Origin of the sequence: Actinotignum sanguinis, assembly GCF_030230305.1 — a bacterium.
GTDB lineage: Bacteria > Actinomycetota > Actinomycetes > Actinomycetales > Actinomycetaceae > Actinotignum > Actinotignum sanguinis.
The window spans coordinates 146,129-173,119 of record NZ_JASPCQ010000002.1 but is presented as its reverse complement, the minus strand read 5'-3'; the positions used below and the strand labels follow the sequence as shown (position 1 = coordinate 173,119).

Sequence of the window (26,991 nt, the reverse complement as noted above, 5' to 3'; positions counted from 1 at the left end):
GCTTTACCGCGCCCCGAGCACGCACCGGGCGATGAGCTTATCGATGCGCCGCACATCAATATGGCGCCCCAGGCTGATTTTGATGTGCCCGGCTAGCGTCCACATTTCGATTTCCGCGCTGATATCAATCTTTCCGGCATTTTCGCTCGACCACATCTGAATTGCCTTATACGGCAGCGAATAAATTTCTACCTTTTTGCCCGTGATACCTTGCGCGTCGCGCACAATCAACCGTTTGGAGGTGAAAATCGCGCTATCTCTCAGTGTTTTATAGGCGGCGTAGGGTTCTTCGCCTTCGGTGAGTAGATCAACAACATCGGCCGGGATTGGGGTTTCTTCCATGAATACCCAGGCGGCAACGCGCGCAGCTTCCATACTGGCTCCTTTTCTTCGTGGGGTGCGAACACCGCTGTTCGTAGCGATACAGCCATTTTTGCACGCCGGGACTCAGTTCAGGTAGGTACGACGGCGCAGCTCACGAGCCTGCGGGCACCCGAGCCACCACTGGTTCGCTACCGAGTTTTCACCCCAGTAGCCTCCTTCGCGTTGGCTCCCATCTCAGCATCAGCCATTTTCATGACGTTCCAACCTTGCTTAATAAGTAACGCCTGAAGGGGGAGTCGGCCGTAAGCAATAGCCTTGAGCGGCCAGGGCTTATCTTGCCACTGGTGGGCCATGTAGATATTTGCCGGGAAAACGGCCAGGAAAAGGGCGATTGCCGCAGCGCCGCCGAGTTTGCGGGTGCGGCGCTGTGCAATGAGTCCGGCTGTCGCTAATTCGGCCACCCCGGAGGCGAGAGTATAGGCGCGCGGCCGGCCGGGGAGTTGGGGCGGGATGATGGAGTCGAAAGGTTTGGGAGCGATGAAGTGGAGGGCTCCCATCCCGGCGAGCAGGCCGGTCAAGAGTTGTGGATCTTTGCGTGGCATAGCTTGATCGTAGACCTGGCATGAAGCCATGTTCAACCATTTCGCGAACGGGTGCGACAGGCCGGAACCGAATTCCGCGCCGAATTTGTCACTAGACAACCATGAACACATTACGTACTTTTCGTCAATTATCGTGTGGTGCCCACTACATAAAATCCTTTACCAATTGGTGAAACTTCATTTGAGATAAACGAGTTAGGTCAAGGGTCCTAGAATTTACCGTGCTATGGTGGCGCGAAAAAACGCGGGGGGGGGGGGGTGCTATTTCTGGGGATTTTTGCGCCATAGTACGCCAACTTGCCAAGTGTAAAGATTTGCAAAAAATTTTCAGGTTGGAAGCAATCTGGGAACTTTGGCGGATATGAATCACGTTTTGACCTACTGGACAGTAGGTATTCATTCCCGTAGGTTGTTAAGCCGATTGATAACTATTAGTTATACGGCGGGCTGATAAACCACTTCCGGTGATCAAACCTTCGTGTAATGGACAGGATGAGCGTGAATTTTCGGGCGATACCGGCAACGGTTGCAACGATCGTGGCCGCACTGATGACCAGCCACGCCACGGGTCTCCCGTTTTCGGAGGCCCCGGCGCCTCATCCCACTCCCGGTGTAACCACCGCACAAAACGCTAGTGACCAGCCCACCTCGGAAACTTCGGAGCCTGGCACCGCTGCCACGGATCCGGCGCAGCCCGAGCCCGCCAGCCCGGCAGCGCCGTCGCCCATCACTGAAGAAGGCACGGCAGAAGCGGAAACGGCAGAAGGTGCAGCCGGCACCACCGAACCTACTTCGGCACCGGAGACTGATCCGAGTGCCGCGGAAACCGCAGAGGCTGCCACACCGCTGGAGCGGGCCCAGAAGAGCTGGCGCGAACAGCTTGGAATTCTTGAGCAGCCGGAAAGTACTCCGCGTGATGGTTCGGCCAGCCTGCTGGCTGCACCCCCGAATCGTTTCGCCCCGCGCAATGTGCGGGAAACTTCTATGGAGCAGTGCTCCGGCCGCGGTTTTTACTCCATGAGCTCCGGTAAAGGCGAAATCAACCGTATTACCGTCGGGTCGAACGATCGGCTCGGTTCTGAACCGGTGGGGCGTGTGGAATGGAAGAAAGATACCGGCGCGGGGAAGAATCGGGGTTACGACGCCTTGGCCATCGCGGCGGATGGCTCTATGTGGCACGCTGAATTCGACGGTTCAACCCAGCCCGGAACAAGCCCGCTTACCTGGATTAGTCATGGGCGCATATCCAATACCGGTGATAAGGGTTATCAGCAGCAGGAAAGTTACCGGATCATCAATCCAGGGATGCCTATCAAGGGTGGCACGATGTCCCGGGATGGTAAGTACGTTCTTATCGGTGATACCGCGAAAGCTGGCCCCAATTACAAGTCGAAGCGCAAGCTCATGGTCTTCGACCCAGCAAATCGGCGCCTGGTCACTCTTGGCTATGTGAGTTCTAGTAGCCTGTCCTCGGCAGTTTTCTCCGACATGGTCTTCGATAAGGACGGCAATCTCTATCTTCTCGCAGGTTCTGCCGAAGGTCGCCTGGACAACCGGGGCCGCGATTTCTCCGGACTTACCCAGATCCGTATTGACCGTATCGACGCCAAGGCATTCGAGGATGCTTATAACAACGCGCTTGCCGCGGGCCAGTACGCGACCGCGAATAATGCTCGCGAGCCACAAATCAACCTTAACACTATTCGCAACAAGAATTTCCCCGAGCTGCCCGCTCAACTCGTTCGCTCTTTCCACATGAATATCATGATGTTTGAGCCCGGTGGGCTTGCGGCCGGGGCGAACGGTTCGTTCTATATCTCGGGGCGTTATACCGGGCAGAATCCGGGTGCTTCCAATGGGCGAGGTGGCTTTGCACGTAGCGCGATTTACGAAGTCGATATTGTTTCCGGCGAAGTGAAGAATGGCGGTAACCCCGTCTTCAAAACACCTGACGCTCCTCAAGGCAATGAGAACGGGCAATGGTCCGACCAAAACATTGTTGATCTTGAAGGCTGCCCGGATCTTCCTACTATTACCGCGGCAAAGAACATTACTCAGCGTCTGAATGACCGTGACCAGTTCACGGTGAGCGTTGAAGAAAAGAACTCTAGTAAGAATCCCGATGGCAGCCCCCGGGACGGTATTTTCTCCGTGTCTATGACGACGGAGGGCCAAACCACCGGTTCTCAAAAGCCCACATCTACGTTGCTGCGTGGCCGGAATCGCGTCTATGTGCTCAAGGAGCAGATGGCGGCCGATTCGACGTCGTCCCTCAGTGACTACAACAAAGTGTGGAGCTGCACGGACAAGCTGGGGCGGAATGTTCGGGTTCATAACCAACGTGAGGATGGCGGTGCCTTTGTCGGGGAAGTGACCTCGCCCGCTGTGAACGGTAATCTCACGTGTTCGGTGTTGAATACCCCGAAGATGACGTCCTTGACCGTGGAGAAGCGCGACGCGGATTATAACGATCCGCTGCCCGGTGCCATTTTCGACCTGTGCGAGGATACCAACGGGAACGGCCGTTGCGATGCCGGTGAGCCGCGGCAGGGCGAGCGCACCACGGATCGATACGGCCGGGCTAGGTGGGACAATGTGCTCATTGGCAGGCGCTACGTGGTGGATGAAGTATCTGCTCCGCGCGGGTACCGCCCGGCGGGTGCGCCCCAGGTAGTAACGACGGCGCAGCAGAATCCGCCGGTCATCATTAAGAATGATCGCGTGCGTGGCACCATCGTCTGGGAAAAGAAGGAAACCGGGTCGGAGAAATTCCTCAAGGGATCCGTATGGACGGTGCGCGATCAGCATGGGCGGCCTTTCGAGGTAAGTGATCGCGTGGGGGAGACCGCGCAGGCGTGCCCGGCCACGAAGCTCTGGCAGGATCAGGATCCGCGCCCGGGCAAGTTGCGGCTGGAGAACGTTCCCTGGGGTACCTACACCCTGGAAGAAAAGACCGCGCCGCTGGGCTACGTGAAGTCCACTGAGGTGAAAACCGTGGAGGTGGGCGCCACAACGGTTACGAACGACCGTAACGAGCCCGTAGAACTGAATCTCGGCGCGATTTATAACAAGCTTCGTGAGGCACCGCCGCTCCCACTCACCGGTGGATGGAGCGAGGACGCGTTCCGCACGGCAGGCTTCGCGGTGCTTGGGGGAGCTGTGCTCCTGGTGAGCATCGTGATGATCAGACGGCGAAACCGGGGGTGAGCGTGAAATAAGGCTCAGCCACTGAGAGCTGTGCACGTCACACTGTGCAGCTAACGCCGCCCTTCGGGCAGAAATAACCACAAAACTAATTGAAGCAATATGTGCTGCAATCACGGAGAGGACTACCATGCAGCTGAAGAAATCTATCCGCGCGGTGCTCGCCGCCCTGATCACCGCCCTGCTGGGCGCCGCTGGTCTGGTGCTCGCACCCGGGGCCCACGCTGTGCCGGGTGCTGAAGATGCGCTTGGCAACCCGAACCTCAACAAGACCGGCTCCATCACGGTTCATAAGTACGAGAACCCGGCTTGGGGTAAGGAAGCCAACGGCCAGCTGATCGCCGATGTGCCGCCGACCGCTAAGTCCATGGACGGTGTGGAATTCATTCTCCAGAAGGTGACGGGAGTTGATCTCACGAAGCCTGAAGACTGGAAGAAGATCTCCCAGCTCCAGTACAACGAGAACACCAAGAAGGTCACCTACAACGGCGAAGACGTTGCGGTTGAGACCAACGAAACGAAGAAGACTACCGCTGACGGCGGCGTTGCTGCGTTTACCGGTCTCAAGGCTGGCGTCTACCTCGTTCGTGAAGGTAGCACCGGTACCCACAAGGTCATCAAGAAGGCCCAGCCTTTCTTCGTCTCCATCCCCTTCCCCTCGAAGGTGAACAACAAGGCTGAGTGGATCTACGATATTCACGCCTACCCGAAGAACACCGTGTCCGATGACGGCACCAAGACTCTGAAGGACGAAGCTGCCAAGAAGGTCGGCGACGACGTTAAGTGGGAAATCAAGTACGAAGTCCCGGCTCTCGGTGTGAACGCTCAGGGCGTCCAGGAAACCTACACCAAGGTTGGTATTGAAGATCTTCTGGATCCGCACCTGAAGTACGTGAGCGCGAAGGTTACCCTCGGTACCGAAGTGCTGACCGAAAACACGGACTACACCGTTACCCTCGCCCCGGAAACCAAGGCTGACGATGATGTTGCGGAACGCCAGAAGGTGACCATCCAGCTCAGCACTGCTCGCCTCGCGACTGTTCAGGCCGGCCAGGAATTCAAGGTGGAACTCACCACCAAGATCACTGGGCTCCCCGAGGGCGGCGAAATCCCCAACTCCTTCGGTCCTCTTGTCAATGATTACAACCCGGGTACCGAAACCACCACCAGCGACCGCCCGGTCAAGGTTGGTGACCTCCTCGTTCTCAAGCGCGATAAGGACAACCAGAAGCCGCTGAAGGACGCCGAGTTCGCAGTTTACGAGACTCGTGAAGATGCGACTGCTGGCCAGAATGCCGTTGCTACCGCAACGTCCGACGCCAATGGCGAGATCCGTTTCGTCGGCCTCGTTCTGGGCAACGCTGACCAGAAGACCTTCTACCTCAAGGAAACCAAGGCGCCGGCCGGTTACGTGATCAGCACCGAGGTTAAGGACGTCAACGTCAAGAAGGGTAAGTCGACTGCTGTTGAATACACCATCGACAACACCAAGCATGACGGCCCGAACCTGCCGCTGACCGGTGCTGCCGGCCAGCTCATGCTCACCCTCGGTGGCCTCGCGCTGCTGGGTGCTGCTGGTGGCTTGACCGTCGCTCAGGTTCGCCGCAACCGCGCGGTGAACGCCTAAGCACAGAACTGACCGCGTAACTTTCGCGGCCTACCGAACGGGTGGGGAGGTGCCATCTGGCACCTCCCCACCCGGGTCTGTATCTCATGAAGAAAAACCTGCTGTTGCCCTACCTCATCGGGCTCCTTGTTATCCTCGGGCTCACCCTACTGGTGTACCCGCATGCCGCCGCCTGGCTCTCCCAATACGAGCAATCCAAAGTCACCGGGGCGTACTCTGAGCAAATTGCCACCGCCCAGCCCGATAAAGATACCCAGCTAGCCGCCGCGCACGCCTATAACGAAGCATTCAACGCTGGCGCGGTCCTGGAAGCCAATGAACGCAAAGCCACCGGCACCGGCGACACCACCGCCGCAGACGGCATCTGGCCATACGAAAAAATCCTTGCCGCGGACTCCGAGGGCCTCATGGCCCGACTCCGCATCCCCACTATCGACGTTGACCTACCCGTCTACCACGGCACCTCAGATGAGGTCCTCAACCGCGCGGCCGGCCATCTGGAAGGTACCTCACTACCCGTGGGCGGGCCCAGCACCCGCGCTGTTATCACCGCGCACCGCGGCCTCGCGAACGCCCGCATGTTCACCGACCTCAACAAAGTCAATGTGGGGGATACCTTCACCATTGAAGTCTTCGGAGACGTACTCACCTACCGCGTGCGGGATACCAAAGTAGTAGCGCCGGAAGATACCGATACCCTGCGGGTAGAAGAAGGCAAAGACCTGGTCACCCTGGTGACCTGCACCCCGCTCGGTATTAACTCCCATCGCATCCTAGTCACGGGGGAGCGCATTATCCCCACCCCGGTAGCGGACGTAGAAGCCGCGAATAAGCCCTCCGATCTGCCGCGCTTCCCGTGGTTCGCTATTGCGTACGGAGTGGCTGTGCTGGCCACCATCGGGGTGCTCGCGCGTATGACGTGGAAAGAGCGCCGCCGCGCCCAGAAGGTAGCAGCCGCCCGGAAAGAATCCTCGGCTCAGGAGGTAGCAGCCGCCCAGGAAGAATAGTGCTCGCTATTCAGGACAGTTCCTCGTCAGCACGTAAGAATTCATCCCTACCGATGGTGAAGCGCCGCTTGGATACGGGCGCGGGTGGTGCGGGAAGCGCAATAGCCTCAAGGCCGGCATCGGTCACCCGCACGAGGAGCTGAAGCTTCCCCTGCTCCACCAGGTAAAAAGCACGCGGATGCGGTCCATCCAACCACCCCCGGAAAGCATCCAAATCCAGCATGCTCATAATAAAGAAGCCAGCCGACTTCAATCGGAAATGGCTGGGCCGTGCCTCCAGGTACCAGATCCGCGCCTCCGGGAAGAGCTCACGCACCTGATGATCCGCATCGCGCCGTTCCGCAGCCGCGAGCTCAGACTTGTGCCATTCCGGATCAGCTACCAGCGCGCTGTGCACATTCTCCGCGGGGCGCCGCAGCACCACCGTGCCAAATGCCGACATCGGCGTTTCGGGATCACGCATCGAGGGCCGCTTCGCCATCAGGCACCTTCCTTTCCAGATTCCGCGGGAGCCGTAGCGTCAGCTGCCGGAACGGCAGCTGCGGCGTCGTCGCCCTCACTCGGGCAAGGCGCGGGGAGGCTCCACTGCAGCGGAATTGCCCCGCGGCTACGATCCGGATGCTGAATAACATCGAGCAGGCCCAGGATAGTGGGAGTGAGCGCCGTCGTGCCGGTATACGCAAGATAGCGGGACTGCCAGCGCGGCTTAAACTTTTCTTTATAGGAACGCAAGCCCTTGAAATTGTAGAGACGGTCCCCGAAATCGTAAATCACACGCACCACCTTTTCGCGCGCCCGTGAGAAGCGCGTGGTGCCGGTATTAGACATAGGCGCCATCCCCAGATTCACGTGGGTATAGCCGTTGTCCTTCGCCCATTCGATAAGGGAAACGAAAATACCGTCCATGGTGCCACCCGGCGCGTCGGGGCGGATGCGCATGAGGTCCACGGAGGCAACCCCCGGGGCCATCGGCATGAGACTCGCGAAACCTTCGATACGTTCCTCTCCGCGCACCAGCAGCACCGGGGTGCGGCCAATATAGGAGGCATCGAAGAAGCCGAGGGAGAAGCCCATCTCCGCGCGCTTGCCCAGCCACGCATCCGAAACCTCGCGCAGCTGCTCCAGGAACTCAGGAGTATAGGGCGGGAAATGCACCTCGAAATGGGTGCCCTTTTCGCCCATCCGGTTACGCATACGCCGGAATACCTTGCCCTTATTGCCAACGTTGGAATACGTGGCCAGATCCACGGTGGCATCCTCCCCGATTTTCACGAAGGAGAAACCGATATTCGCGCACGCCCCCAGGTAGATATCCGCAATCTCGTAAATCGCGACCGAGCAGCCGTGCTCATCGGCATAGGTGACGAATTCCTCGAAAAGCTCCTCGAAAGCAGCCTCGTCCCCGAAAGGATCACCGAGTACCAGCATGGAGGAACGGTAGGGGCGGTAGAGGAGCGCCGCGCGCCCGTTGGAAGAATAAAAGACCTGCTTATCGCCCAGGTAGAAGAGGTGGGTGAAAGCGTTGCCGGCATTGTGTTCGGCCAGGAACGCCTCGAAACGCTGCACATCGGCCGGGGTGGGAAGCTCGAAATGCGGGGCGCGGGAACGTGAGAAGAGCAGCGCGAGGGAAATAAGGGAAACGAAGCAGATCATGCTCAGCCCGGTGAGAAGGGCGTGCGCGGTGGGGTATACGTGCGCCTGCGGGGCACCGTGGATCCAGCGCCAGGCGAAAATTGCCAGCGGGATACCTACCGCGATCACCGCGGAAAACGCGAAAGAACGCCATTCGAAGGGGAGGGGTTCGCGGTTGAAGGCCCCGCGTGCCAGGTAGAGCAGAATCGAGAACAGAATGATGACGATGAGCGCGCCGGTATCTAGCCCGCGCGCCACCGAGGCCACCGCGGCTACGCCCAGCAGGATCAAAATGATGGGGAAGACGCGGCTGACACGCTGGCGCACCCCGCGCGCCAAAATAAGCAGCATGATCCCCACCAGCAGCGAGACAATGCGCGAGGAGCGGATCATTTCGTGGGGGAGGAATACATGTAGCAGCGCCACCCGCGCGTAGAAAGAAGGCGCGAAAGCGTTGACGATGGAGAAAATCCCCAGGATCACCACGCCGGTGGAGAGCGCATTAATGAGCCAGCGTTCGCGCTTATCCCGGTCCTCCAGGCCCAGGCGCGGGTAGGCGTATTCGGCCAGCCAGTACACGGTGGCCGCCAGCCACGGCAGCGCGTAGTAGGTGACCCGGTAAACGATAATCGCAAGCACCAGGGTGGAGGAATCAAAACCGAGGTGCTGGAAGAACACGATAACGGTGAGGTCGAAGGTTCCCAGCCCCGCCGGGATAAAGCTGAGCAGGCCCACGAGCGTTGCGGTGGCGTACACAAATACCGCCTGCACGAAAGAAACCTCGCCCAGGAACGTGCGCACGCAGATCCAGAAGAACACCGCCGCGGCCAGCCAGTCCGCAACAGAGGCGAAAAGCATCTGGAGTTTCTGCCGGAAGTTCTGGGTGCCGATCGCGGTGCTGCGCAGGTCAATCTTCCAGATATGCACCTTGCCGGCCAGGAAATACACCGGGATGTACAGGCATGCCACCACGGGCACGATGAGGAAACGCCCGTCATAGCGGAACGCGAAAGGGAGGGTGGCCAGCAGCATGGCGAAAAGTCCGAGCAGATTCGCGGCCCACACCGCCACGCTGGCATCCACGGCGGCTTTGGTGGAGGCCCCGGCCCGCTTGTAGTAGCGCGAGCGAATCGCCCCGCCGGTCAGCCCGCCCAGCCCCGCGAAATTATTGAAAGCCTGGGCAATCCACCCGATTTTCACGGCGGTTCCCACCGGGACCTCTACCCCGAAATGCCGCGAAGCGAAAATGTCATAAATACCGGTGGCGGTAAAAGCCAGGAAACCGAGAGCCACGAGCTCCACGAGGACCACCGGCGGCGTTGAGCTGAGGACCTGCGCCATATGCTCCCCGCTCAACTCCTGAAGTTGCGTACGAGCCACGGCCGCCACCCCGGCGATCACCAGCACATAGAAAGTGATTTTGAAGGGGCGGGGATGGGAGCGGATGAAAGCGACAAGTCGCGACACCGGGGAACCTTTCTTCGACGACGACGCCTCGGCCCGCGTGCTCGCTTTCGCGCTACTGACCGGCCCGGAGGCATCCTGAACCTTACTCATTATGCCCTGAAACCAGGCCCGTGCGCCGGTAAATGGAGGCGGCAAGGCCGCGCAAATCCTGTGACAACTGTGGAAATTGGTGGGAGTTGTGATGTATGTCTTAACCGACACGCGGCGATTTCGCAGAAAATTCTCACTTTGGCGCCAGTTTCCGCTACATTTTTGCTTAGTGGTTCTTATGAGCCATGTACCTGAACAGATATCGAGAGGTATTTTCATGTCCGTTAACCGCACAGAGCTCATCGCAGCTATCGCCGACCGTTCCGGCCTGTCCAAGTCCGATGCCGATAAGGCGATCGCCGCGCTCCAGGAAGTGCTCGTCGATTCGCTTTCCAAGGGTGAAGCCGTGAAGATCACCGGCCTGCTCTCCGTGGAGCGCACCGAGCGCGCCGCCCGCAAGGGCCGCAATCCCCGCACCGGTGACGAAATCGAGATTCCCGCCGGCTACGGCGTGAAGATCTCGGCTGGCTCCAACCTCAAGAAGGCTGTGTCCAACAAGTAACGCCACGGGCTGTCCAGCATCGCCTCCTCGGTTTACGCCGGGGAGGCGATTCTTCTTTGTGGTGAGGTGAGGTACGACGGCGCCGCCCGGCTGCTTCCCACTCCCGGCACGGGCCGTACAATAGAGCCCATGAGTACTTCCCTTCCCGATCCTTTAGGAACTCCGGGCGCACCATCGGCCCCGGCCGGCCCGGCTACGGAATCTCAACAATCCGTAGGGTTGCTGGAGCGCACCGAAGAACGCCTCTCCCACGGTGATGAAGAGCGTTTTTCCCACTATGTACGCAAGGACCGCCTCGTGGCCTCGGCCGTATACGGTCAGCCCGTGGTGGCGCTGTGCGGGAAGATCTGGATTCCTTCGCGCAACCCGGATCGTTACCCGGTGTGCCCCACCTGCAAGGAGATCCGCAAACAGATGGGCAACCAAGGCTCCGGATGGCCCTTCGGGCCGGACGTGCCGGGAAGTGGCAAGTGAGTCTGCACCGTTCGATTCCCGCTTCCACCCCGCATAGTCCCTCTGTTTCCGCAGCTTCGAATCTCCCTCCGGCTTTCCCGGCCCGCGCGGCCTGGGGAACCACCTCGAGCCTGCGTTCCTGGCAGGCCGAAGCGCTGCGCCTCTACCTGGAGCGCATGCCCCGTGATTTCCTCGCGGTAGCAACCCCCGGCGCGGGAAAAACTACCTTTGCGTTGCGCGTCGCCGTCGAAATGCTCGCGCGCCACGAGGCTCGCACCATCACGGTGGTCTGCCCCACGGAACACCTGAAAACCCAGTGGGCGCAGGCCGCGGCCCGCGTGGGTATTCAGCTGGACGCTGATTTTACGAATGCGCAACGCACCGAGGGATCCTTCTTCAACGGGGTGTGCGTGACCTATGCTCAGGTGGCCGCCAACCCCGCCCTGCATCGCGAACGCACCGCTGCGCGGCCTACCTTCGTGATTCTGGATGAGATCCACCACGGCGGGGATGCACTCTCCTGGGGCGATGGCATCCGCGAAGCCTTCACCCCGGCGGCGCGGCGCCTGGCCCTCACCGGCACGCCGTTCCGCTCGGATACCTCGCCCATCCCTTTCGTGACCTACGAACCGGATGGCTACGGCAACCTGCGCTCGAAAGCTGATTACACCTACGGCTACGCCCAGGCCCTGCGTGACGGGGTTGTCCGGCCCGTCATCTTCCTGTCCTATTCCGGGCAGGTGCGCTGGCAAACCAAACAGGGGGACGTGGTGGCCGCGACCCTGGGGGAGCCGCTCACCAAAGATATGACGGCGCAGGCGTGGCGTACCGCCCTCAACCCGGGCGGGGAGTGGATCCCGGAGGTGCTTTCCGCCGCGAACGAACGCCTCACGGTGGTGCGCCGCTCGCTACCTGATTCGGGTGGGCTGGTGATCGCCTCCAACCAGAAAGACGCGCGGGCTTACGCGGATATTCTTACTGAGATCACCGGGGAGGCCCCCACCGTGGTGCTCTCTGATGATTCAGGCGCGAATGAAAAAATCGCGAGCTTCGCCGGTTCAGATTCCCGGTGGATGGTGGCGGTGCGCATGGTATCCGAAGGGGTGGACGTGCCGCGGCTCGCGGTGGGCGTGTACGCGACTTCGGCCTCCACGCCGCTGTATTTCGCGCAGGCTATCGGGCGTTTCGTGCGGGCGCGCCGGCGCGGGGAAACCGCGACGGTGTTTCTGCCGTCCGTGCCGGTGCTGCTTGAGCTGGCCGCTCAGATGGAAAAAGAACGCGATCACGCCATTTCGAAGCAGGCGGAGGTGAGCGGCTGGGAAGATGAGCTGCTTGAGGCCGCCAATCGGGAAGAAAAAGCCAGTGAGGAACTGGCCGGCCCGGGCTACGAAGCGCTGGAATCGGGCGCGCTTTTCGATAGGGCGCTTTTTGACGGCGGTGAATTCGGGCTCGGGGCAGCTGTCGGTTCGGAAGAAGAAGCCGATTTCCTGGGGATTCCGGGCCTGCTTGAACCCGAAGAAGTAACTACGCTGCTGCGGGCCCATCAGGCCGAGCAGGCGAAAAAGGCCCGCACTCGGCGCCCGGCCGCCGGAACCGATGAGCTTACCCGGCGGCGCACCGCCCGTAAGGAACTCACCCAGCTGGTGGCCGCCTGGGCGAAGAAAACCGGGGACCCGCACGCCCTTATTCACACCGAGCTGCGCCGGGCCTGCGGCGGCCCGGAAGTGGCGCGCGCCAGTGCCGACCAGATTGAGGCACGCGTGAAAACACTGCGGCGCTGGTTCGTGGGCCAGCGCTAAGCGCGTCACCCCCGAAACAGCGCCGTGTGAGTGTGCGGCCGGTGCAGCAAGCCGCAACGAGGTGCAGCAAGTCGCAACGGCCGCGGCGAGCAGAAAGGCGAGCGGGAATTAAGCCGCGGCGTCGTCGCCCGGGAAAATATCCACCATGCGGGTGGGGATAGCGGGTTCTCCGGCGGAGAGGCGCCAACCGTCGTAGGGGAGGGCGTCGCGCGAGGTATCGTGGCGCAGGCGGGCCGCGGAGAGGACCTCCGTGCCGCAGTAGCGTTCATCGATCACGCCGGCGTTCACCAGGTGGACCTGAAGCGGGCGGGCACCCTGCTTCTCCAGGTAGGCCAGGCCCTCCGCGAAACTAGCGGCGCTCACCACCAGCTCTTCGGTGGCATGCCCCCCGCTTTCCAGCCGCCCGGCAACCTTGAGGCCACCCACAGAAGCCTTATTTTCCGAGGCCTTGGCGACCTCTTCGGGCTGGCCATCCGCGCCTTCGCGCTGGACCAGCTTATACACCATTTGCGCGGTGGGAACCCCCGAACCGGTCACCAGCCGGGTCCCCACCCCGTAGCCATCCACCGGAGCAGAATTGAGCGCTGCAATCGCGTATTCATCCAGGTCCGAGGTGACGGTAATCTTCGTGGAGGTGGCCCCCAGGTGATCAAGCTGCTCACGCACCTGGAAAGCCGTTGCGATCAAATCACCCGAATCGATGCGCACCGCGCCGATCTCACCGCCGGCAGCGCGCCCGGCCGCCACCGCATTCTCCACACCCTGCGCGATATTGTAGGTATCCACCAGGAGGGTGGTGCCGGTGCCCATCGCCGCGATCTGAGTATCAAAAGCTTCGCGCTCCGAATCATGGACCAGGGTGAAAGAATGCGCCGAGGTGCCGGAAACCGGGATCCCGTACTGGCGCCCGGCCTCCAGATCCGAAGTTCCCACAAAGCCCGCGATATAGGCCGCGCGGGCCGCGGAAACAGCGCTGCGTTCGTGGGTGCGGCGCGCCCCGAAGTCCACGCAGGGCCGCCCGTGCGCCGCAATCGTCATCCGCGAGGCAGCCGTAGCCACCGCCGAGTCATAGTTGAAAATAGATAGCGCGAGGGTTTCCAGCACGCAGCACTCCGCGAAAGTTCCCACCGCGGTGAGAATGGGGGAGCCAGGGAAGTACATTTCTCCTTCCGCGTAACCCCAAATATCGCCGGAGAAGCGGAACGTGCGCAGCCACTCCAGGGCAGCATCGGAAACGATCTTATTGGCGCGCAGATACTCAATTTCTTCTTCCCCGAAACGAAAATTCTTCAGGGCATCAAGGAGGCGACCCGTTCCGGCCACCACCCCGTAGCGCCGCCCGCCCGGCAGCCGGCGCGCAAAAATCTCAAAAACAGCCCGCCGTTGGGCCTTTCCCGACTGCATGGCGGCATCCACCATGGTCAGCTCGTACATATCGGTGAGCAAAGCAGTTGAAACACTCATATGCACGAGTTTACCCGCGCGCATCGGAGTGGACCGGGGATGATCGGCCGCGCCAGGTAGAGCTTGGCACTAGGATGGAGGTATGAGCGCGCACCCATCTCCTGAAGATTTAGGGGCCAGCAGCCCAGCTACCCGCACCGAAAGCCTCACGCTTTTCGAAGCGGTGGCCGGCCCGGCCCGCGCCTGGCGCACCGTTGTGCACGATGACCCGATCAACCTTATGAGCTATGTGCAGTGGGTATTCCAATCCTACTTTGGCCATTCGGCCGACCGCGCCCTCAACCTCATGCTAGAGGTCCATACCCGCGGGCGCGCCGTCGTATCAACCGGACCGCGCGAACAAATGGAAACAGACGCTAGGGCTATGCACACCTACGGACTGCTCGCCACCATCGAAGAAGAACCGGAAGGTGGAAGATAACCATGCTGCCTTTCCGCCCCGCCCGCGGCGGCTACCGCGCCAGTGTTGACGCGACCGAACGGCAACTTTTTGCCGGACTCGCGCGCGACGTCGCAACGCTGCTCGGCTACAACCTGGACGAAGAAATGCACGACGAAGGTAGCCGAACCGGCGATCTTACGGGTGGAACTAGCCACCTCACGGGCGGAACTAACCACGTGACGGGCGGAACTAGCGCGCAGCACGTGGAAGAATCCAGCGATGTGCTTGCCTCCTACGAACGTGAATTAGCTGATCTGGAGAGCACGCGCTGCTACGTTCCCGCGCGCAATATGGATACCGCCCTCGCCCGCCTCCTCCCCGATATGTCGGAAGAACCCGCGCTTGCGGACGAATTACGTTCGCTCACCGAATCCGCGGTCTGCCACGCAAAAATCTGCAACTTGCTGGTTTTCTATACTTCGCTGGCAAGCGAGAAAGTGTGGGTGAGTAATGAGGATGCCGGGGCGTGGCTGGCCGGCGCTAATGATATCCGCATCGTGCTCGGCAGCCGCCGCAATATCACCACGGCAGCGGAATCGCAGGCGGTGACCTCGCGTGCGCTCAGCATTATGGAATCCGAACGCCCCCAGATCGATACCACCGACGATATGATCGGCGTGCTCTACGTGATTATCGCGTGGTGGCAAGATTCACTCATCACTGCCATTCAGAACAAGGACCTGCGGCGGTAACTTGACAGTATGGATTCCCGTCCCATTGGTATTTTTGATTCCGGCGTAGGTGGCCTCACGGTGGCGCGCGCCATTATTGATCAACTTCCGGGCGAATCCATTACCTATATCGGGGATACCGCGCACTGCCCCTACGGCACCAAATCCATCCCCGAGGTGCGCTCCTACGCCATGGACATCATGGATAAATTGGTGAGATCCGGTGTGAAAATGCTGGTCATCGCCTGCAACTCGGCTACCTCCGCGGCGCTTGCCGATGCGCGGCAGCGTTTTGCTACGGAGATGGGGATCCCGGTGCTGGAGGTGATTCGCCCGGCGGTGCGCCGCGCGGTACGGGCCACCCGGAACGGGAAAATCGGGGTGATCGCCACTCCGGCTACCATCGAATCGGGCGCGTACCAAGATGCTTTTACCGCTGCCCCGAATCTGGAGCTGACCACCCGGGCTTGCCCGGAGTTCGTGGAGCTGGTGGAACAGGGGCAGACGGCCGGCGCCCAGGTGCAGGCGGTGGCCGAACATTACCTGGCCCCCGTGCGGGCGGCCGGAGTGGATACCCTGGTGCTTGGCTGCACTCATTACCCGCTGCTCGCCGGCGTGATCTCCTACACCATGGGGGAGGACGTCACTATCGTGTCCTCCGCGGATGAAACCGCCCGCGACGTTTACCGCGCACTAGCTACCCGCGATATGTTTGCCGGCCCGGGCACCCCCCGGCGCCGCTTCTACGCCACCGGTGACCCGGTGAGTTTCGGGCGCCTCGCCCGCAGATTCCTCGGTCCGGAAGTAGGAACTGTGCTATCTACGGAGGAACTCTCGGCATGAGACTGACAATCATTGGATGTTCCGGCTCGATGTCCGGGCCCGAATCGCCGGCCTCGGCCTACCTGATCCAGGCAGATGGTACAGACGCGAACGGTACTCCGCGAACCTACACGTTCACCTTGGATTTCGGTCCCGGTGCCATGGGCCATCTGCTGCGCTATACCGACCCGGCGCTTGTGGATGCCATGGTGATCTCGCACCTGCACGCCGATCACTGCGCGGACCTCATCGGGATGCAGGTCTACCGGCGCTGGCACCCCTCCGGCCCGCTGCCCCGGGTGGCGGTCTATAGCCCCGGGGATGCCCGGCGGCGCGCCCGCCAACTGGGCGACGACGGCCCCGAGGAAACGTACGATGACGTCTTTGATTTCCGCCAGGTTCGCAGCGGGGATACGTTCCGCGTTGGCCCCATGACCATCCAGGCTTTCCCCGCCCTGCACACGGTGGAGGCCTTCGCCTACCGGATCACCGGGCCTTCTGATATTCGCCCGGGGGAGAACGCGGTGCTCACGTTCACGGGGGATACCGATCTGTGCGACGGCGTCGTCGCCGCGGCGCGCGGCGCCGATCTGCTCCTTTCCGAATGCGCCTATGAGGACGGCCGGGATACCGTGCGCGGCATTCACCTCACCGGTTCGCGAGCCGGGATATTGGCAGCGCAGGCCGGAGCCCGTGAGATGCTCCTCACCCACCTGCAGCCGTGGACGGACCGGGAATCCGTGCGAGCCGCGGCCCGGGAAGAATACGAGGGCCGGGTTGCCTGCGTGCGGGCCGGGGAAGCCTTCCGCATCTAAGCCCGCGCGTCGGTAGGTCCCCGCGGTTTCGAGGCTCCCGGGGCCGCGGCCATATTTTTCATGTCGTAGCGGCGCGGTAGCCTTAAGGCATGACTGACAAGAACTCCAGCGCCACTCGTGCCGATGGGCGCACCGCAGATGAGATGCGCCCCGTTACCATTGACCGCCACTATTTTGAAACCGGGGAAGGCAGTGTGCTGGTGCGCTACGGGCGCACCACCGTGCTCTGCGTTGCTTCCTTTGAAGAAGGGGTGCCGCGCTGGCGTAAAGGCAGCGGGGAAGGCTGGGTTACCGCTGAATACTCCATGCTTCCGCGTGCTACCTCGGATCGCTCCCCGCGCGAATCGGTGCGCGGGAAAATCGGGGGCCGCACCCATGAGATTTCGCGGCTCATCGGGCGCAGCCTGCGCGCGGCCGTTGATATGAAAGCCCTGGGGGAAAACACCATCACTCTGGATTGCGATGTGTTGCAGGCCGACGGCGGAACTCGCACCGCGGCTATCACCGGCGCCTTCGTGGCCCTGGCGGATGCTATTTCCTGGGCCCGGGCATGTAAGTTGGTGCGTCGCCCGGTTCTCACCACCTCGGTTTCCGCGGTGTCCGTGGGCATTATTGATGGCCAGCCCCGCCTTGACCTTCCCTATGAAGAAGATGTGCGGGCAGATACCGATATGAATATCGTGGCGCTTGGCAGTGGGGACTATGTGGAGGTGCAGGGAACCGCGGAACACCACCCTTTCAACCGTGCCGATCTGGCGGTTTTGCTTGATCTGGCGGATAAGGGCACCCGCGAGCTTCGTGAGCTCCAGCACCGGGTGCTTTTCGCAGGGGAGAATCCCGTGCGTAGCGATGTTTTTACCGGCGGTGACCAGTGGAAGTAGCGCAGCCGCGGCGCGTCGTCGTCGCTACCGGAAACGCCCATAAAGTCACGGAACTGCGCAATATTCTGGCGCCGTGGTTGAACGGAATCGAACTGGTCTCCGGCGGGGAGTTTGAGGTGCCCGAACCGGTGGAGGATGGCACCACGTTCGCGCAGAATGCCCTCATCAAAGCACGGGCCTACGCGCGGGCCACCGGCCTTCCGGCTATTGCTGATGATTCGGGCCTGTGTGTGGATATTCTAGGTGGAGCCCCCGGGATTTTTTCGGCGCGCTGGAGCGGTGCGCACGGGAACGACGCCGCAAACCGCCACCTGCTGCTCGCCCAGTTAGCAGATGTGCCCCTGGCCAATCGCGGCGCGCATTTCCATTGCGCGGCCGCACTGGTAACCCCGCAGGGCCGTGAGGAGGTACGCGAAGGGGATATGCCGGGTACTCTCCTTACCGCTGAGCGTGGTAGCGGCGGTTTTGGATACGATCCGATTTTCGCGCCGGTCGGTTCCAGCCGTTCCAATGCGGAACTGAGCCCGGAAGAAAAGGACGCTATCTGCCACCGCGGTAAGGCATTTGCCCAGCTAGCCCCGGTGATTATGCAGGTGCTGCTGGAACAGCACTAGAGGGAAATAGCGCTGCTGGAACGGTGCCGGGGGAGCAAAGCTGGTGGAGCAGAGCTAATGGAGCGGGCGGGGCCCGCTCCGGCCCTGAGTAAGCACCGCTTACAGGCGACGTAATCGCTGCCGTAAGCGGTGTTTACAGTGCTTAGCAGCGGCCGATATAGCCAAGGGCGGCGCGCAGCAGAGCCGCGTGCCCATCTGACATCTCGGCCTGCAGCTCCGCGGTGCGTGCCTCCCCGGGCGTAAACCAGGTGAATTCCAGGGAGTCATTTCCTGGATCACAATCCCCATGAATGGGGATGATATAGGCCAGATCAACGCGATGCTGGCGCGCATCGTAGTACCCCGCCTCCGGTTCGGGAGTGGGGAAGTATTCGGTGACCGTGAACGGTGCCAGGTAGGGCGGAAGCTGGGGAAGTGCCACCGAGCCCAGATCTTTATCGATATGGCGGATGAGCGCGGCGCGCACCGGTTCGTGGAAGAGCACCCGCCCCGAGGGAAACTCCCGCAAAATCCCCTCGGAATCGGCACGCAGCAGCATCCCGATAGCGATCACCCGCCCGGTTTCATCCAGGCGAACCGGCACAATATCCACGTACACCATCGGGACCTTGTGCCGGACAAACTCGAGTTCCTCGGGGCTGAGCCACGGACCCATATCAGCTGCGTCGACTTCACTCATGTTCTTAATTTTGCCGGGCTTCGCGTTCCCGTGGTTCACTCCACGCTACCCGCGAAACATCTGCATTTTCGCGTATCGGGCCGGCGTGGGCCAGCGTGGGCCGGGGCGCGGCGTGTGATGCGCCAGCTAGGGGGTTAGACTGAGTGGCATGCGCCAAGCTCGATACCTCAACTACCTTGCCCTCGCCATTCTTGTGCTGGGCGTGGCAACCCTCGTTGTGGGTTGGTATATCGCAATCAGCGGGAATCTCCTTCCGCAGTACGGAGTGATTCTTGCGCTCGGTACGGTGGGTGCTGCGGCCTGCGGGTTCGGGTACCGTAGCGAACGCCCGTGGATATTCGGGGCCGGCGCTGTTTTCATGCTGTGGTTTGCGCCCACGCCCCTGGGGTTGTGGCCCCTGGGCATTGGTATCGCAATGCTGATCGCGTGGGCTGTGCTTATTGTGAAGGAAAATGATGTTAAATTCTGGTGATCGTGCCCCGGATTTCACCCTGGAGAGCACGGCGGGAACCTTCCGGCTATCCGAGCATCTGAACGACGGCGCCCGCGGCGTCATCGTGTACTTCTACCCGAAAGCAAATACCCCGGGGTGTACTACCGAAGCCTGCGATTTCCGGGATAACCTCAATTCGCTGCGCTCGGCTGGATATGCCGTGGTGGGAGTTTCCCCCGATTCGCTCACGTCGCTGGAAACGTTCCGGGAGAAGCAGGGGCTCAACTTTGTGCTCGCCTCCGATCCAGATCACGCGGTGGCAAGCGAATGGGGTGCCTGGGGAGAAAAGCAAAACTGGGGTAAAACGGTGATAGGGATGCGTCGCTCCACCATCGTGGTGAATCCGGATGGCACCGTCGCGGCAGCTTTCTATAATGTGAAAGCTACCGGGCATGTGGCTCGGCTGCGCCGCGATCTCGGTATCGATGAATAATCGGGATAAGTAAGGAATCGGGATGCTGCCGGTAGTTTTCTTTTCTTCGGGCAGCTTCTGAATTTTCCTACCCCGGGAAATCCGCTAGGATAGACCGGTACGCGCGCGTGGCGGAATTGGTAGACGCGCTGGATTTAGGTTCCAGTGCCTTCGGGCGTGAGGGTTCGAGTCCCTCCGTGCGCACTCTTGTCATGAAATCACCTCAATTTTCATTTGTGCTCTTGAATTGATATGTGTAGCCGGAATCTTTCGATGACACCTCACGCCGGGTTGTGATAATAAAACTCTCACGTTGACAAAACTACTATTTCGCGAGTATGTTTTGAAACAAAACAAAGGGTGAGTGTTCAAAGAAGTTCATCTCCCTTTGTAGTGAGGAGGCTGCAATGATGCGCATAACTAGAGGTGACTTCGAAGATCTCCATCGTGTAATCAATCGGCGTGGTACCTGGTCCGCTAAATGGGAGACCTTGCCCCCGGAACACATTTCGCTTTCAGTTGCCGAAATGGAATTTGCGTGTGCTCCTGCAATCCGTGTAGCTATTGAGAAAGCAGCAGCTCGGGGAATCTACAGTTACACCGAGGTTTTTCCGGATTTTGCGAGCGCGTGTACGTCATGGTTTGCGCGTCGTCACGGTACCGAGTTTGGCGAAGAATCCGTCGTTTTTGTTCCACGAATTGTGGAAGCTACAGCGATGATCTGCGCCCATATGCTGCCGGCCGGAGCGAAGGTCATCACGCTCTCGCCGGCTTATGACCCCATCATGGAAGTGGTTCGCCGCTGCGGTTGTCAGGTTACTGAGCCGTCCATGTTCTACACGGAGGGAACCTGGCATATCCCCTTTGACGAGCTCGCAACAATATTGCCAGACGCGGATCTTTTCATTCTTACTAATCCCCATAATCCGACCGGGCGGGCCTTCACCCAAGAGGAACTGGAACGGCTTTCGGAATTATTAGCAAAGAGTTCATGTCTGGTGTTATCCGATGATATCCACTGCGATATTCTGCGAGCTGGGCGGAGGTGGTTGCCGTTAGCGCGCTACGCGGATGCGAAATTGCGAACCCGGCTCATCACAGCGCTTTCTCCCTCAAAGAGTTTCAATATGGCCGGTCTAGAGGCTTCAGCGTTAATAGTTCCGGATCATCGACTGCGTGCCAGAATTCGAGAGGGCTTGCGCGCCGCGGGGTTCCATAATCCCAATTATTTCGCCATTCCCGCCGCTATTGCAGCCTGGACACAATGCGAGGAATGGCTCAATACCACGCTCGCCTATATAGATAACAATATGGAAGCTTTTGTTCCGCGCTTCGGAGCCCTATTTGCGCGCGAAAAGGCTGTCATTCCGGATGCGACATATTTGTTCTGGTGCGATACCAGGAGACTGGGTGCGGCTACCGCCGCAGAGGTATGCGCCGGAGCTGGAGTGCATCCTTCATATGGCAAGGGATTTGGACCGGAATGGCACGAATACCTTCGTTTTAATCTCGCCGCTCCTCAATCACTTCTTGACACTGCACTGCAACGCTGCGAAGCAACAGTACAGAAACTGAGATAAATCTCCGCGCAGTCAGCGCTTTTGACCTAAGCTGTGGCAGCTCCCTGTTCTCCACAGGGTACTAGCCGCATATTTCACCGAGGAATTGTCGTCATCGACACAGCGAAAGGATCAATGATGACTTCGGAAAACAATCGCGGCACCGAGGCCGAGATACATAGGAAGAAAAAGAAGCCAACGGTCTTCCTGGCGCTTTTGCCGGTGATTTCCCTGGCATTGTTCATCGGCGGGGGATACATCGGCTTTGATTTGCCTGTTGAACCTATGATTATTGCGGCGGCAGCCGTCGCCGCCTGCGTTGCTAAATATTTGGGGTACAGCTGGGATGAGATGATCGAATCCGTAGCCGAAAAGACAGCGAAAGCCTGGCCTGCACTCCTTATACTTCTCACCGTTGGGCTACTCATCGGTGCGTGGATGATTTCAGGGACGATCCCGTACCTTGTGTACTGGGGCCTAGCCATTATTGACCCGCGGTGGTTGGCATTGGTTGCTTTGCTCGGCACCGCCGTCGTATCACTGTGCACCGGAACTTCGTGGGGATCCGCAGGTACCATCGGCGTCGCCTTTATGGGTATCGCCATCGGATTGGGTGCTGATCTACCAATGATCGCAGGAGCCGTTGTATCCGGCGCCTACTTTGGCGATAAATTCTCTCCGCTCTCAGATTCAACAAATATCGCCGCGATGATTACCCGCGTACCGCTCTTCACGCATATTAAGAATCTGACATGGACCACCGGAAGTGCGCTCATTATCGGCGTTATTGTTTTCGCGATCGTAGGGCTTAAGGGAACCGCTGCTGGAGTCGACACTTCCGCAGTGCAGGAAACCCTCGACCAATTAGCGGCCGGATTCCACCTCACGCCGTGGCTCCTGGTGCCACCTATTGTTGTTCTCGTTGGTGCGGCACTGCGTTTCCCGACCATTCCGGTCATGATGGCAGGCGTTGCCCTCGGGCTTTTCAACACCTTTGTTTTCCAAAAGTCGACGATTGCAGATGCCTTCACCGCTCTAGTTAAGGGGTTCAATCTCGATATGATACAGCGGCCCGAGTGGGCCAGTTTGACTCCGAGCGATGACATGGTGACATTGCTGGAACGCGGCGGAATGAATTCCATGCTAGGAACCTTGGCGATCTGCTTCTGTGCCTTAGCCTTCGCAGGAATCATGGGGGTGTCGCATTCGCTCGATTACCTCATTGAAAAGCTACTTCACCGTGTTAAGTCGCGCTTCGGCTTGGTCGCCAGCACCATAGGCGTGGGACTAGGAACCATTTCCGTCACATGCAACGGCCAGATCTCCGTCATTATGCCCGGTGAAGTACTGCGCCCGGCATACGTACGCCGCGGCTATCACCCCATGACATTGGGACGTACGCTCGAAGATTCCGTAACCGTGACCGAAACCCTATTCCCGTGGACTGCTGCCGGTGCATATATGGCGGCAACCCTCGGAGTGGAAACCTTGCAATATGTCCCGTGGGCGATTGTTAACTGGTCAGGCATGATCGTGGCACTGATTCTGGCCGCAACCGGTTGGGGTATTCAGATGCTGAGTCGTGAAGAACAGCTACGCATGCTCGAAGAGGACGATATGAACGAAAGCCATATTATTCGCTATGGCGACGGCACTCCCGGCCCGAGCGCAGCAGATCCTGAAGCTGCTCTGGTTGAACCTGCTGGTGGCACCGGCGCCAATAGCGTAGAAAAGTAGCGGGAAGGAAAAGAATACCTGAATAATAATCTACTGGCTCAGGGCCGCCCGCATGACCTCCACGGGAATGTCGGTGCGGCCCAGCCAGATTTCTTCCGCGAAAACACCTTGCCACAGAAGCATATCCAGGCCGGATACACACCCTGCGCCAACGCGGCGGGCCCGCTGCAGAAGCTCAGTTTCCAAAGGTTCGTACACCGCATCGAAAACAATATGATCGGGGCGTAGCCACGTTTCTGGAATGAGAGCACCCGGATGGGCACTCATCCCCACACTCGTGGCATTGACCAGAAGAGAAGCAGCATCCACCTCGCGGCGAAGTGTACCCTCATCGGCAAGGTCACAAAGCTGAGCATCCACTCCGGTTTCACCACGTAAGCGCGCGAGGATATCGCGCGCACGCTCGAAATTCTGGCCGCGCCGGGAAAATACCCGGATACGGGAGACCCTTTCGAGGGCGGCCCGCGTGTAGATCGCGCGCGAAGCTCCGCCGGCACCCAGCACCACCACCGCTTCACCAGGGGCGTAGCCGGCCGCCCGTACCGCGGCAAGAGCCCCGCGTCCATCGGTGTTATGACCGACCGTGCGTCCATTCGCATGTATGTGAACGGTGTTTACGGACTCCATGAGTCGGGCATCGTCGGAAAGCTCATCAACGGTCTCATACACGGCAGTTTTATGCGGCATTGTCACGTTAAAACCGCCAAAACCAAGATCGCGTAAAGCACTAACTGCCCGAGCGCCCGAATCCGGAGCGATGTCATACGCGAGGTAAACGGCGTTCACACCTAGGTGAGCAAAGGATGCGTTATGCATCGCGGGGGAGCGGGAATGCCCTACCGGATGCCCGATAACGGCATAACTGACCGTGCGCCCGTTAATCTCCATCGCGTTACTTCTCGGCGCTGCCCGGCTCGCCAAGCTGCTGGCCATCCTGCCGGCCGGATCGCTCACCCTGCTGCCCGGCTGCACCGCGCCGCCGCAGCCGCCCCAGTCGGCGCTGCGCGCGCCGTTCTTTCCGGGCCGCCCGCCGGCGTTCCTTCTCCTCAGATTTCTTCGTGGATTCGGAGTGATTGGCCCCGTAAATACCGTCCACCACATCGCGGTACCTCTCGAGTACCACTTCACGGCGCACCTTAAGCGAGGGCGTGAGCAAACCATTCGCCTCGCTAAAGTCACCGGGCACAATCACGAATTTACGGATGGACTCCGCTCGCGATACCTGGGCATTGGTGCGGTCAATCGCCCGCTGAAGCGAAGCCTGAACTGCCTCGGAATTCATAGCTTCGGCCGGAGTCATCTTCGGCAAGCCGTGTGAAGAAAGCCAGGAGGGGAGCATCTGTGCGTCAAGGGTAATCAGCGCGGAAATAAAGGGTTCGCCATCACCCAGAACCACCACATTGGAGATGAGAGGGTGGGAACTCAGCTTGTCCTCCAGCACCGCCGGTGCCACATTCTTACCTCCGGCCGTGACGATCAGGTGCTTCTTTCGGCCGGTAATGGTGAGGTTGCCGCGCTTATCGAGCGTCCCGAGATCCCCGGTGTGGAACCAACCGTCCGCAAATGCGACCGCGGTAGCTTCGGGATTGTTATGGTAACCGCGGAAAACAGAGTGGCCCTTGACCAAGACTTCGCCGTCGTCGGCAAGTTTAATGCGCATGCCCGGCAGCGGCCACCCAACGGTGCCCAGCACGGGATTCGCCGCGCGCGTGGCATTTGCCGGACCGGTGGTTTCCGTGAGGCCGTAGCCTTCCACCACCGTTAAGCCGATGCCGCGATAGAAGCGCCCCAGGCGGGTACCCAGCGGCGCCCCGGCGGAAATTGCGAAGCGAATTCGTCCGCCCATCGCCTCGCGTAATTTATTGAAAACTAGCTTGCGTGCCAGTGCGCGCTTCACCGCGAAAATCGGGCTGCGCCGGCGCCGCGTCCCGTTCTGCACCGCGATATCCGCCGCCCAGCGGAAAATTCGGCGCCGCACACCCGCCCCGGCCTTCGCCTCGGCCGCGTTATAAACCTTTTCCAGTACCCGCGGAACTACGAGCAGCAGGGTGGGTTTGAAAGTTTCCAGGTCGCTCATGAGGTTCTTGAGATTGCCGACGAAACCTACCGAAATACGGGTGGCCAGGCCAAAGTAGGCACAAATCCGCCCCATCACATGAGCCATGGGGAGGAAGAGGATGAGCGATGCCTGCGGATTATTGAGGATTTCCGGTTCGTAATGCCAGGTTCCCAGCACGGTACGCGCGAAATTCCCGTGGGTGAGTTCCACGCCCTTGGGATCCCCGGTGGTGCCCGACGTGTAAATAATGGTTGCGAGGGAATCGGCGGTGACCGCCGCGATGCGGGCCTCGAGATCTTCTTCGGGAACCTCGAGAGCCGCGGCGTTCAGCGCGGCGCGCCAATCCTCCGTCATGACGGTCGCGGGCGGAATCGCGGGCGGCGTTACCGAATCCACCAATTCCGCGTGGGCGCGGGTATCGGTAAAGATATGGGTGATCTCCGCATCCGCAACCATCCACGCGATCTGCTTGGCCGAACTCGTTTCATAAATCGGAACCGGCACCACCCCGATATGCAAAGCGGCCGCGTCCAGCAGTGCCCATTCGTAGGAGGTTGCCGCGAGGATACCGATGCGTTCGCCGTGCCCGAGACCCAGGCCGACCAGCCCGCGCGCTGTGAGGCGCACCTGCTCGAGGAATTCCGTAATCGTCAACGGTTTCCAGTTCCCACCGATGGAGTTCTGGATATGCACCGCGATATCGCGCGGATGCTTGCGTTGCCGCTGCGCGAGCAGCCACGGAACCGTGTGATACGACTCGTTCTTGAAAGGAGCTTTTTGCGATAGGGAACCATCGCGATGCTTCTTCATCTATCCTCCTGCACAGGCCGCCCGCGGCGCGGACGGGCCTCGGTTGTGTAATTGACGCCCGCCTGAGCTTTAGTTTGCCGCGAGGACCGGGTTGCGCAGCACCCCGAAACCTTCGATTTCACATTCGACGACGTCGCCCGCTTTCAGCGGGGGCTCACCGTTAAAGGCACCGGGCAGAATAATATCGCCGGGTAGTAGGGTGCAGCGCCGCGAGGCCGCCGCCACCGATTGGGCCACGGAGAGCGGGTAATCCGAGGTCCGCGCCCGGGTGTAGGTTTCCCCGTTGACCCGCGAGGTCATCGCAAGATCGCTCACGTCAATATCGGTGAGGATATAGGGGCCCACCGGGAGCGCGGTATCAAACATCTTCTGGGCGCCGTTCACATCCCCGCGGGCGGTCACATCATTAATAATGGTGTAACCAAAAACGGCGTCCAGCGCGCGTTCTTCGGGAACATCCTTGGCAACGCGCCCGATAATAATCCCGAGCTCCACTTCGTGGGCGAGGCCTTCGCTGGCCCAGTCCGGAATAATAATCGGATCATCAGGCCCGCACACTGCCGTATTGGGCTTCATAAAGAAGAAGAGGTCAGCAGTGGTGGTACCCGGCGCGGTTGCATTGCCAAAACCAATGGCCTTCGAGCGCGGAATCATGGGGGAGAGGAGCACGGCGTCGGCGGCGGCCACCCGCTCCCCGGTAGGTTGAATGTCCCCGAAAATCGGGTCATCGGCGAGGATAACGAAGTCATCGGCGCCTTCGTCGTAGACCGCGTAGCGCGGGCCCTGGCTTAAACTCAAGCGTGCTATTTTCATATCATTAACCTTA

At 60.2% G+C, this 26,991-nt stretch carries 25 protein-coding genes and 1 tRNA gene; 17 read left to right on the top strand and 9 right to left on the bottom strand.

Going from position 1 to position 26,991, the window contains the following annotated elements; genetic code table 11:
* Positions 1-3 precede the first annotated feature (3 nt).
* Positions 4-375 (bottom strand): PH domain-containing protein, encoded by a 372-nt coding sequence (locus QP828_RS01985; protein ID WP_274733520.1) that lies wholly within the window; start codon positions 373-375, stop codon positions 4-6.
* A 137-nt stretch (positions 376-512) separates the two neighbouring features.
* On the bottom strand, positions 513-926 hold the full coding sequence (locus tag QP828_RS01980; protein WP_274733519.1) for a DoxX family protein: 414 nt from the start codon (positions 924-926) through the stop codon (positions 513-515).
* Positions 927-1,418: 492 nt separating this feature from the next.
* On the opposite strand from QP828_RS01980, the gene QP828_RS01975 reads away from it, so the two are divergent.
* From QP828_RS01975 to QP828_RS01965, 3 genes are all read left to right on the top strand, one after another.
* Entirely contained in the window at positions 1,419-4,133 is a 2,715-nt protein-coding gene (locus QP828_RS01975; protein ID WP_284891144.1) for an MSCRAMM family protein, read from the top strand.
* 127 nt (positions 4,134-4,260) lie between these two features.
* Entirely contained in the window at positions 4,261-5,757 is a 1,497-nt protein-coding gene (locus QP828_RS01970; RefSeq protein ID WP_274733516.1) for a SpaH/EbpB family LPXTG-anchored major pilin, read from the top strand.
* A gap of 86 nt (positions 5,758-5,843) precedes the next feature.
* Entirely contained in the window at positions 5,844-6,764 is a 921-nt protein-coding gene (locus QP828_RS01965) for a class C sortase (protein ID WP_274733838.1), read from the top strand.
* Positions 6,765-6,774: 10 nt separating this feature from the next.
* Here the strand turns inward: QP828_RS01965 and QP828_RS01960 are convergent, their stop codons facing one another.
* On the bottom strand, positions 6,775-7,245 hold the full coding sequence (locus QP828_RS01960; RefSeq protein WP_274733837.1) for a hypothetical protein: 471 nt from the start codon (positions 7,243-7,245) through the stop codon (positions 6,775-6,777).
* The gene (gene mprF, locus QP828_RS01955) at positions 7,245-9,953 is read right to left on the bottom strand and encodes a bifunctional lysylphosphatidylglycerol flippase/synthetase MprF (RefSeq protein ID WP_279058265.1); all 2,709 of its coding nucleotides are present in this window, start codon (positions 9,951-9,953) and stop codon (positions 7,245-7,247) included. Before mprF ends, QP828_RS01960 begins: the two co-directional genes overlap by 1 nt.
* A 217-nt stretch (positions 9,954-10,170) precedes the next feature.
* Here mprF and QP828_RS01950 point away from each other — a divergent pair, with 217 nt between their 5' ends.
* From QP828_RS01950 to QP828_RS01940, 3 genes are all read left to right on the top strand, one after another.
* Complete coding sequence (locus QP828_RS01950) at positions 10,171-10,455, top strand: HU family DNA-binding protein (protein WP_016442950.1); 285 nt, start codon at positions 10,171-10,173, stop codon at positions 10,453-10,455.
* A gap of 129 nt (positions 10,456-10,584) precedes the next feature.
* Positions 10,585-10,929 carry a DUF3039 domain-containing protein gene (locus tag QP828_RS01945; protein WP_274733834.1) on the top strand — a complete coding sequence of 115 codons (345 nt, stop codon included), beginning with the start codon at positions 10,585-10,587 and terminating at the stop codon, positions 10,927-10,929.
* The gene (locus QP828_RS01940; RefSeq protein ID WP_274733832.1) at positions 10,890-12,707 is read left to right on the top strand and encodes a DEAD/DEAH box helicase; all 1,818 of its coding nucleotides are present in this window, start codon (positions 10,890-10,892) and stop codon (positions 12,705-12,707) included. The genes QP828_RS01945 and QP828_RS01940 overlap by 40 nt, the downstream gene beginning before the upstream one ends.
* A gap of 108 nt (positions 12,708-12,815) precedes the next feature.
* Here the strand turns inward: QP828_RS01940 and QP828_RS01935 are convergent, their stop codons facing one another.
* Complete coding sequence (locus tag QP828_RS01935) at positions 12,816-14,171, bottom strand: nicotinate phosphoribosyltransferase (RefSeq protein WP_284891138.1); 1,356 nt, start codon at positions 14,169-14,171, stop codon at positions 12,816-12,818.
* Positions 14,172-14,253: 82 nt separating this feature from the next.
* Here QP828_RS01935 and clpS point away from each other — a divergent pair, with 82 nt between their 5' ends.
* The 6 genes from clpS to rdgB all read left to right on the top strand — a co-directional run bounded on the left by clpS (position 14,254) and on the right by rdgB (position 18,416).
* Positions 14,254-14,592, top strand: coding sequence for an ATP-dependent Clp protease adapter ClpS (gene clpS / locus QP828_RS01930; RefSeq protein ID WP_284891137.1), 339 nt, complete (start codon positions 14,254-14,256; stop codon positions 14,590-14,592).
* Positions 14,593-14,594: 2 nt separating this feature from the next.
* Positions 14,595-15,305: a DUF2017 family protein gene (locus QP828_RS01925; RefSeq protein WP_284891136.1), complete on the top strand. Its 711-nt coding sequence runs from the start codon at positions 14,595-14,597 to the stop codon at positions 15,303-15,305.
* A gap of 9 nt (positions 15,306-15,314) precedes the next feature.
* Positions 15,315-16,127 (top strand): glutamate racemase, encoded by an 813-nt coding sequence (gene murI / locus QP828_RS01920; protein ID WP_274733826.1) that lies wholly within the window; start codon positions 15,315-15,317, stop codon positions 16,125-16,127.
* On the top strand, positions 16,124-16,921 hold the full coding sequence (locus tag QP828_RS01915; protein ID WP_274733825.1) for an MBL fold metallo-hydrolase: 798 nt from the start codon (positions 16,124-16,126) through the stop codon (positions 16,919-16,921). The genes murI and QP828_RS01915 overlap by 4 nt, the downstream gene beginning before the upstream one ends.
* Positions 16,922-17,010: 89 nt before the next feature.
* Positions 17,011-17,802: a ribonuclease PH gene (gene rph / locus QP828_RS01910; RefSeq protein WP_274733824.1), complete on the top strand. Its 792-nt coding sequence runs from the start codon at positions 17,011-17,013 to the stop codon at positions 17,800-17,802.
* On the top strand, positions 17,793-18,416 hold the full coding sequence (gene rdgB, locus QP828_RS01905) for an RdgB/HAM1 family non-canonical purine NTP pyrophosphatase (protein ID WP_274733823.1): 624 nt from the start codon (positions 17,793-17,795) through the stop codon (positions 18,414-18,416). The genes rph and rdgB overlap by 10 nt, the downstream gene beginning before the upstream one ends.
* 142 nt (positions 18,417-18,558) lie before the next feature.
* On the opposite strand, the gene QP828_RS01900 is transcribed toward rdgB, so the two are convergent.
* Entirely contained in the window at positions 18,559-19,095 is a 537-nt protein-coding gene (locus QP828_RS01900) for a DUF4916 domain-containing protein (protein WP_026429485.1), read from the bottom strand.
* Between the two features lie 148 nt (positions 19,096-19,243).
* Here QP828_RS01900 and QP828_RS01895 point away from each other — a divergent pair, with 148 nt between their 5' ends.
* The 5 genes from QP828_RS01895 to nhaC all read left to right on the top strand — a co-directional run bounded on the left by QP828_RS01895 (position 19,244) and on the right by nhaC (position 23,296).
* Positions 19,244-19,567 carry a hypothetical protein gene (locus QP828_RS01895; RefSeq protein ID WP_274733821.1) on the top strand — a complete coding sequence of 108 codons (324 nt, stop codon included), beginning with the start codon at positions 19,244-19,246 and terminating at the stop codon, positions 19,565-19,567.
* The gene (locus QP828_RS01890) at positions 19,551-20,021 is read left to right on the top strand and encodes a peroxiredoxin (protein WP_274733843.1); all 471 of its coding nucleotides are present in this window, start codon (positions 19,551-19,553) and stop codon (positions 20,019-20,021) included. Before QP828_RS01895 ends, QP828_RS01890 begins: the two co-directional genes overlap by 17 nt.
* A 101-nt stretch (positions 20,022-20,122) precedes the next feature.
* Positions 20,123-20,204: transfer RNA gene (locus QP828_RS01885), tRNA-Leu, on the top strand.
* Between the two features lie 203 nt (positions 20,205-20,407).
* Positions 20,408-21,580 (top strand): MalY/PatB family protein, encoded by a 1,173-nt coding sequence (locus QP828_RS01880; RefSeq protein ID WP_274736565.1) that lies wholly within the window; start codon positions 20,408-20,410, stop codon positions 21,578-21,580.
* 117 nt (positions 21,581-21,697) lie between these two features.
* On the top strand, positions 21,698-23,296 hold the full coding sequence (gene nhaC / locus QP828_RS01875) for a Na+/H+ antiporter NhaC (RefSeq protein ID WP_274758703.1): 1,599 nt from the start codon (positions 21,698-21,700) through the stop codon (positions 23,294-23,296).
* A 30-nt stretch (positions 23,297-23,326) separates the two neighbouring features.
* Here the strand turns inward: nhaC and aroE are convergent, their stop codons facing one another.
* The 3 genes from aroE to QP828_RS01860 all read right to left on the bottom strand — a co-directional run bounded on the left by aroE (position 23,327) and on the right by QP828_RS01860 (position 26,978).
* Complete coding sequence (gene aroE / locus QP828_RS01870) at positions 23,327-24,184, bottom strand: shikimate dehydrogenase (RefSeq protein WP_274733817.1); 858 nt, start codon at positions 24,182-24,184, stop codon at positions 23,327-23,329.
* Between the two features lie 4 nt (positions 24,185-24,188).
* Entirely contained in the window at positions 24,189-26,165 is a 1,977-nt protein-coding gene (locus QP828_RS01865; protein ID WP_274733815.1) for an AMP-dependent synthetase/ligase, read from the bottom strand.
* A 69-nt stretch (positions 26,166-26,234) separates the two neighbouring features.
* Positions 26,235-26,978: a fumarylacetoacetate hydrolase family protein gene (locus QP828_RS01860; RefSeq protein ID WP_274733813.1), complete on the bottom strand. Its 744-nt coding sequence runs from the start codon at positions 26,976-26,978 to the stop codon at positions 26,235-26,237.
* Positions 26,979-26,991: the final 13 nt, after the last annotated feature.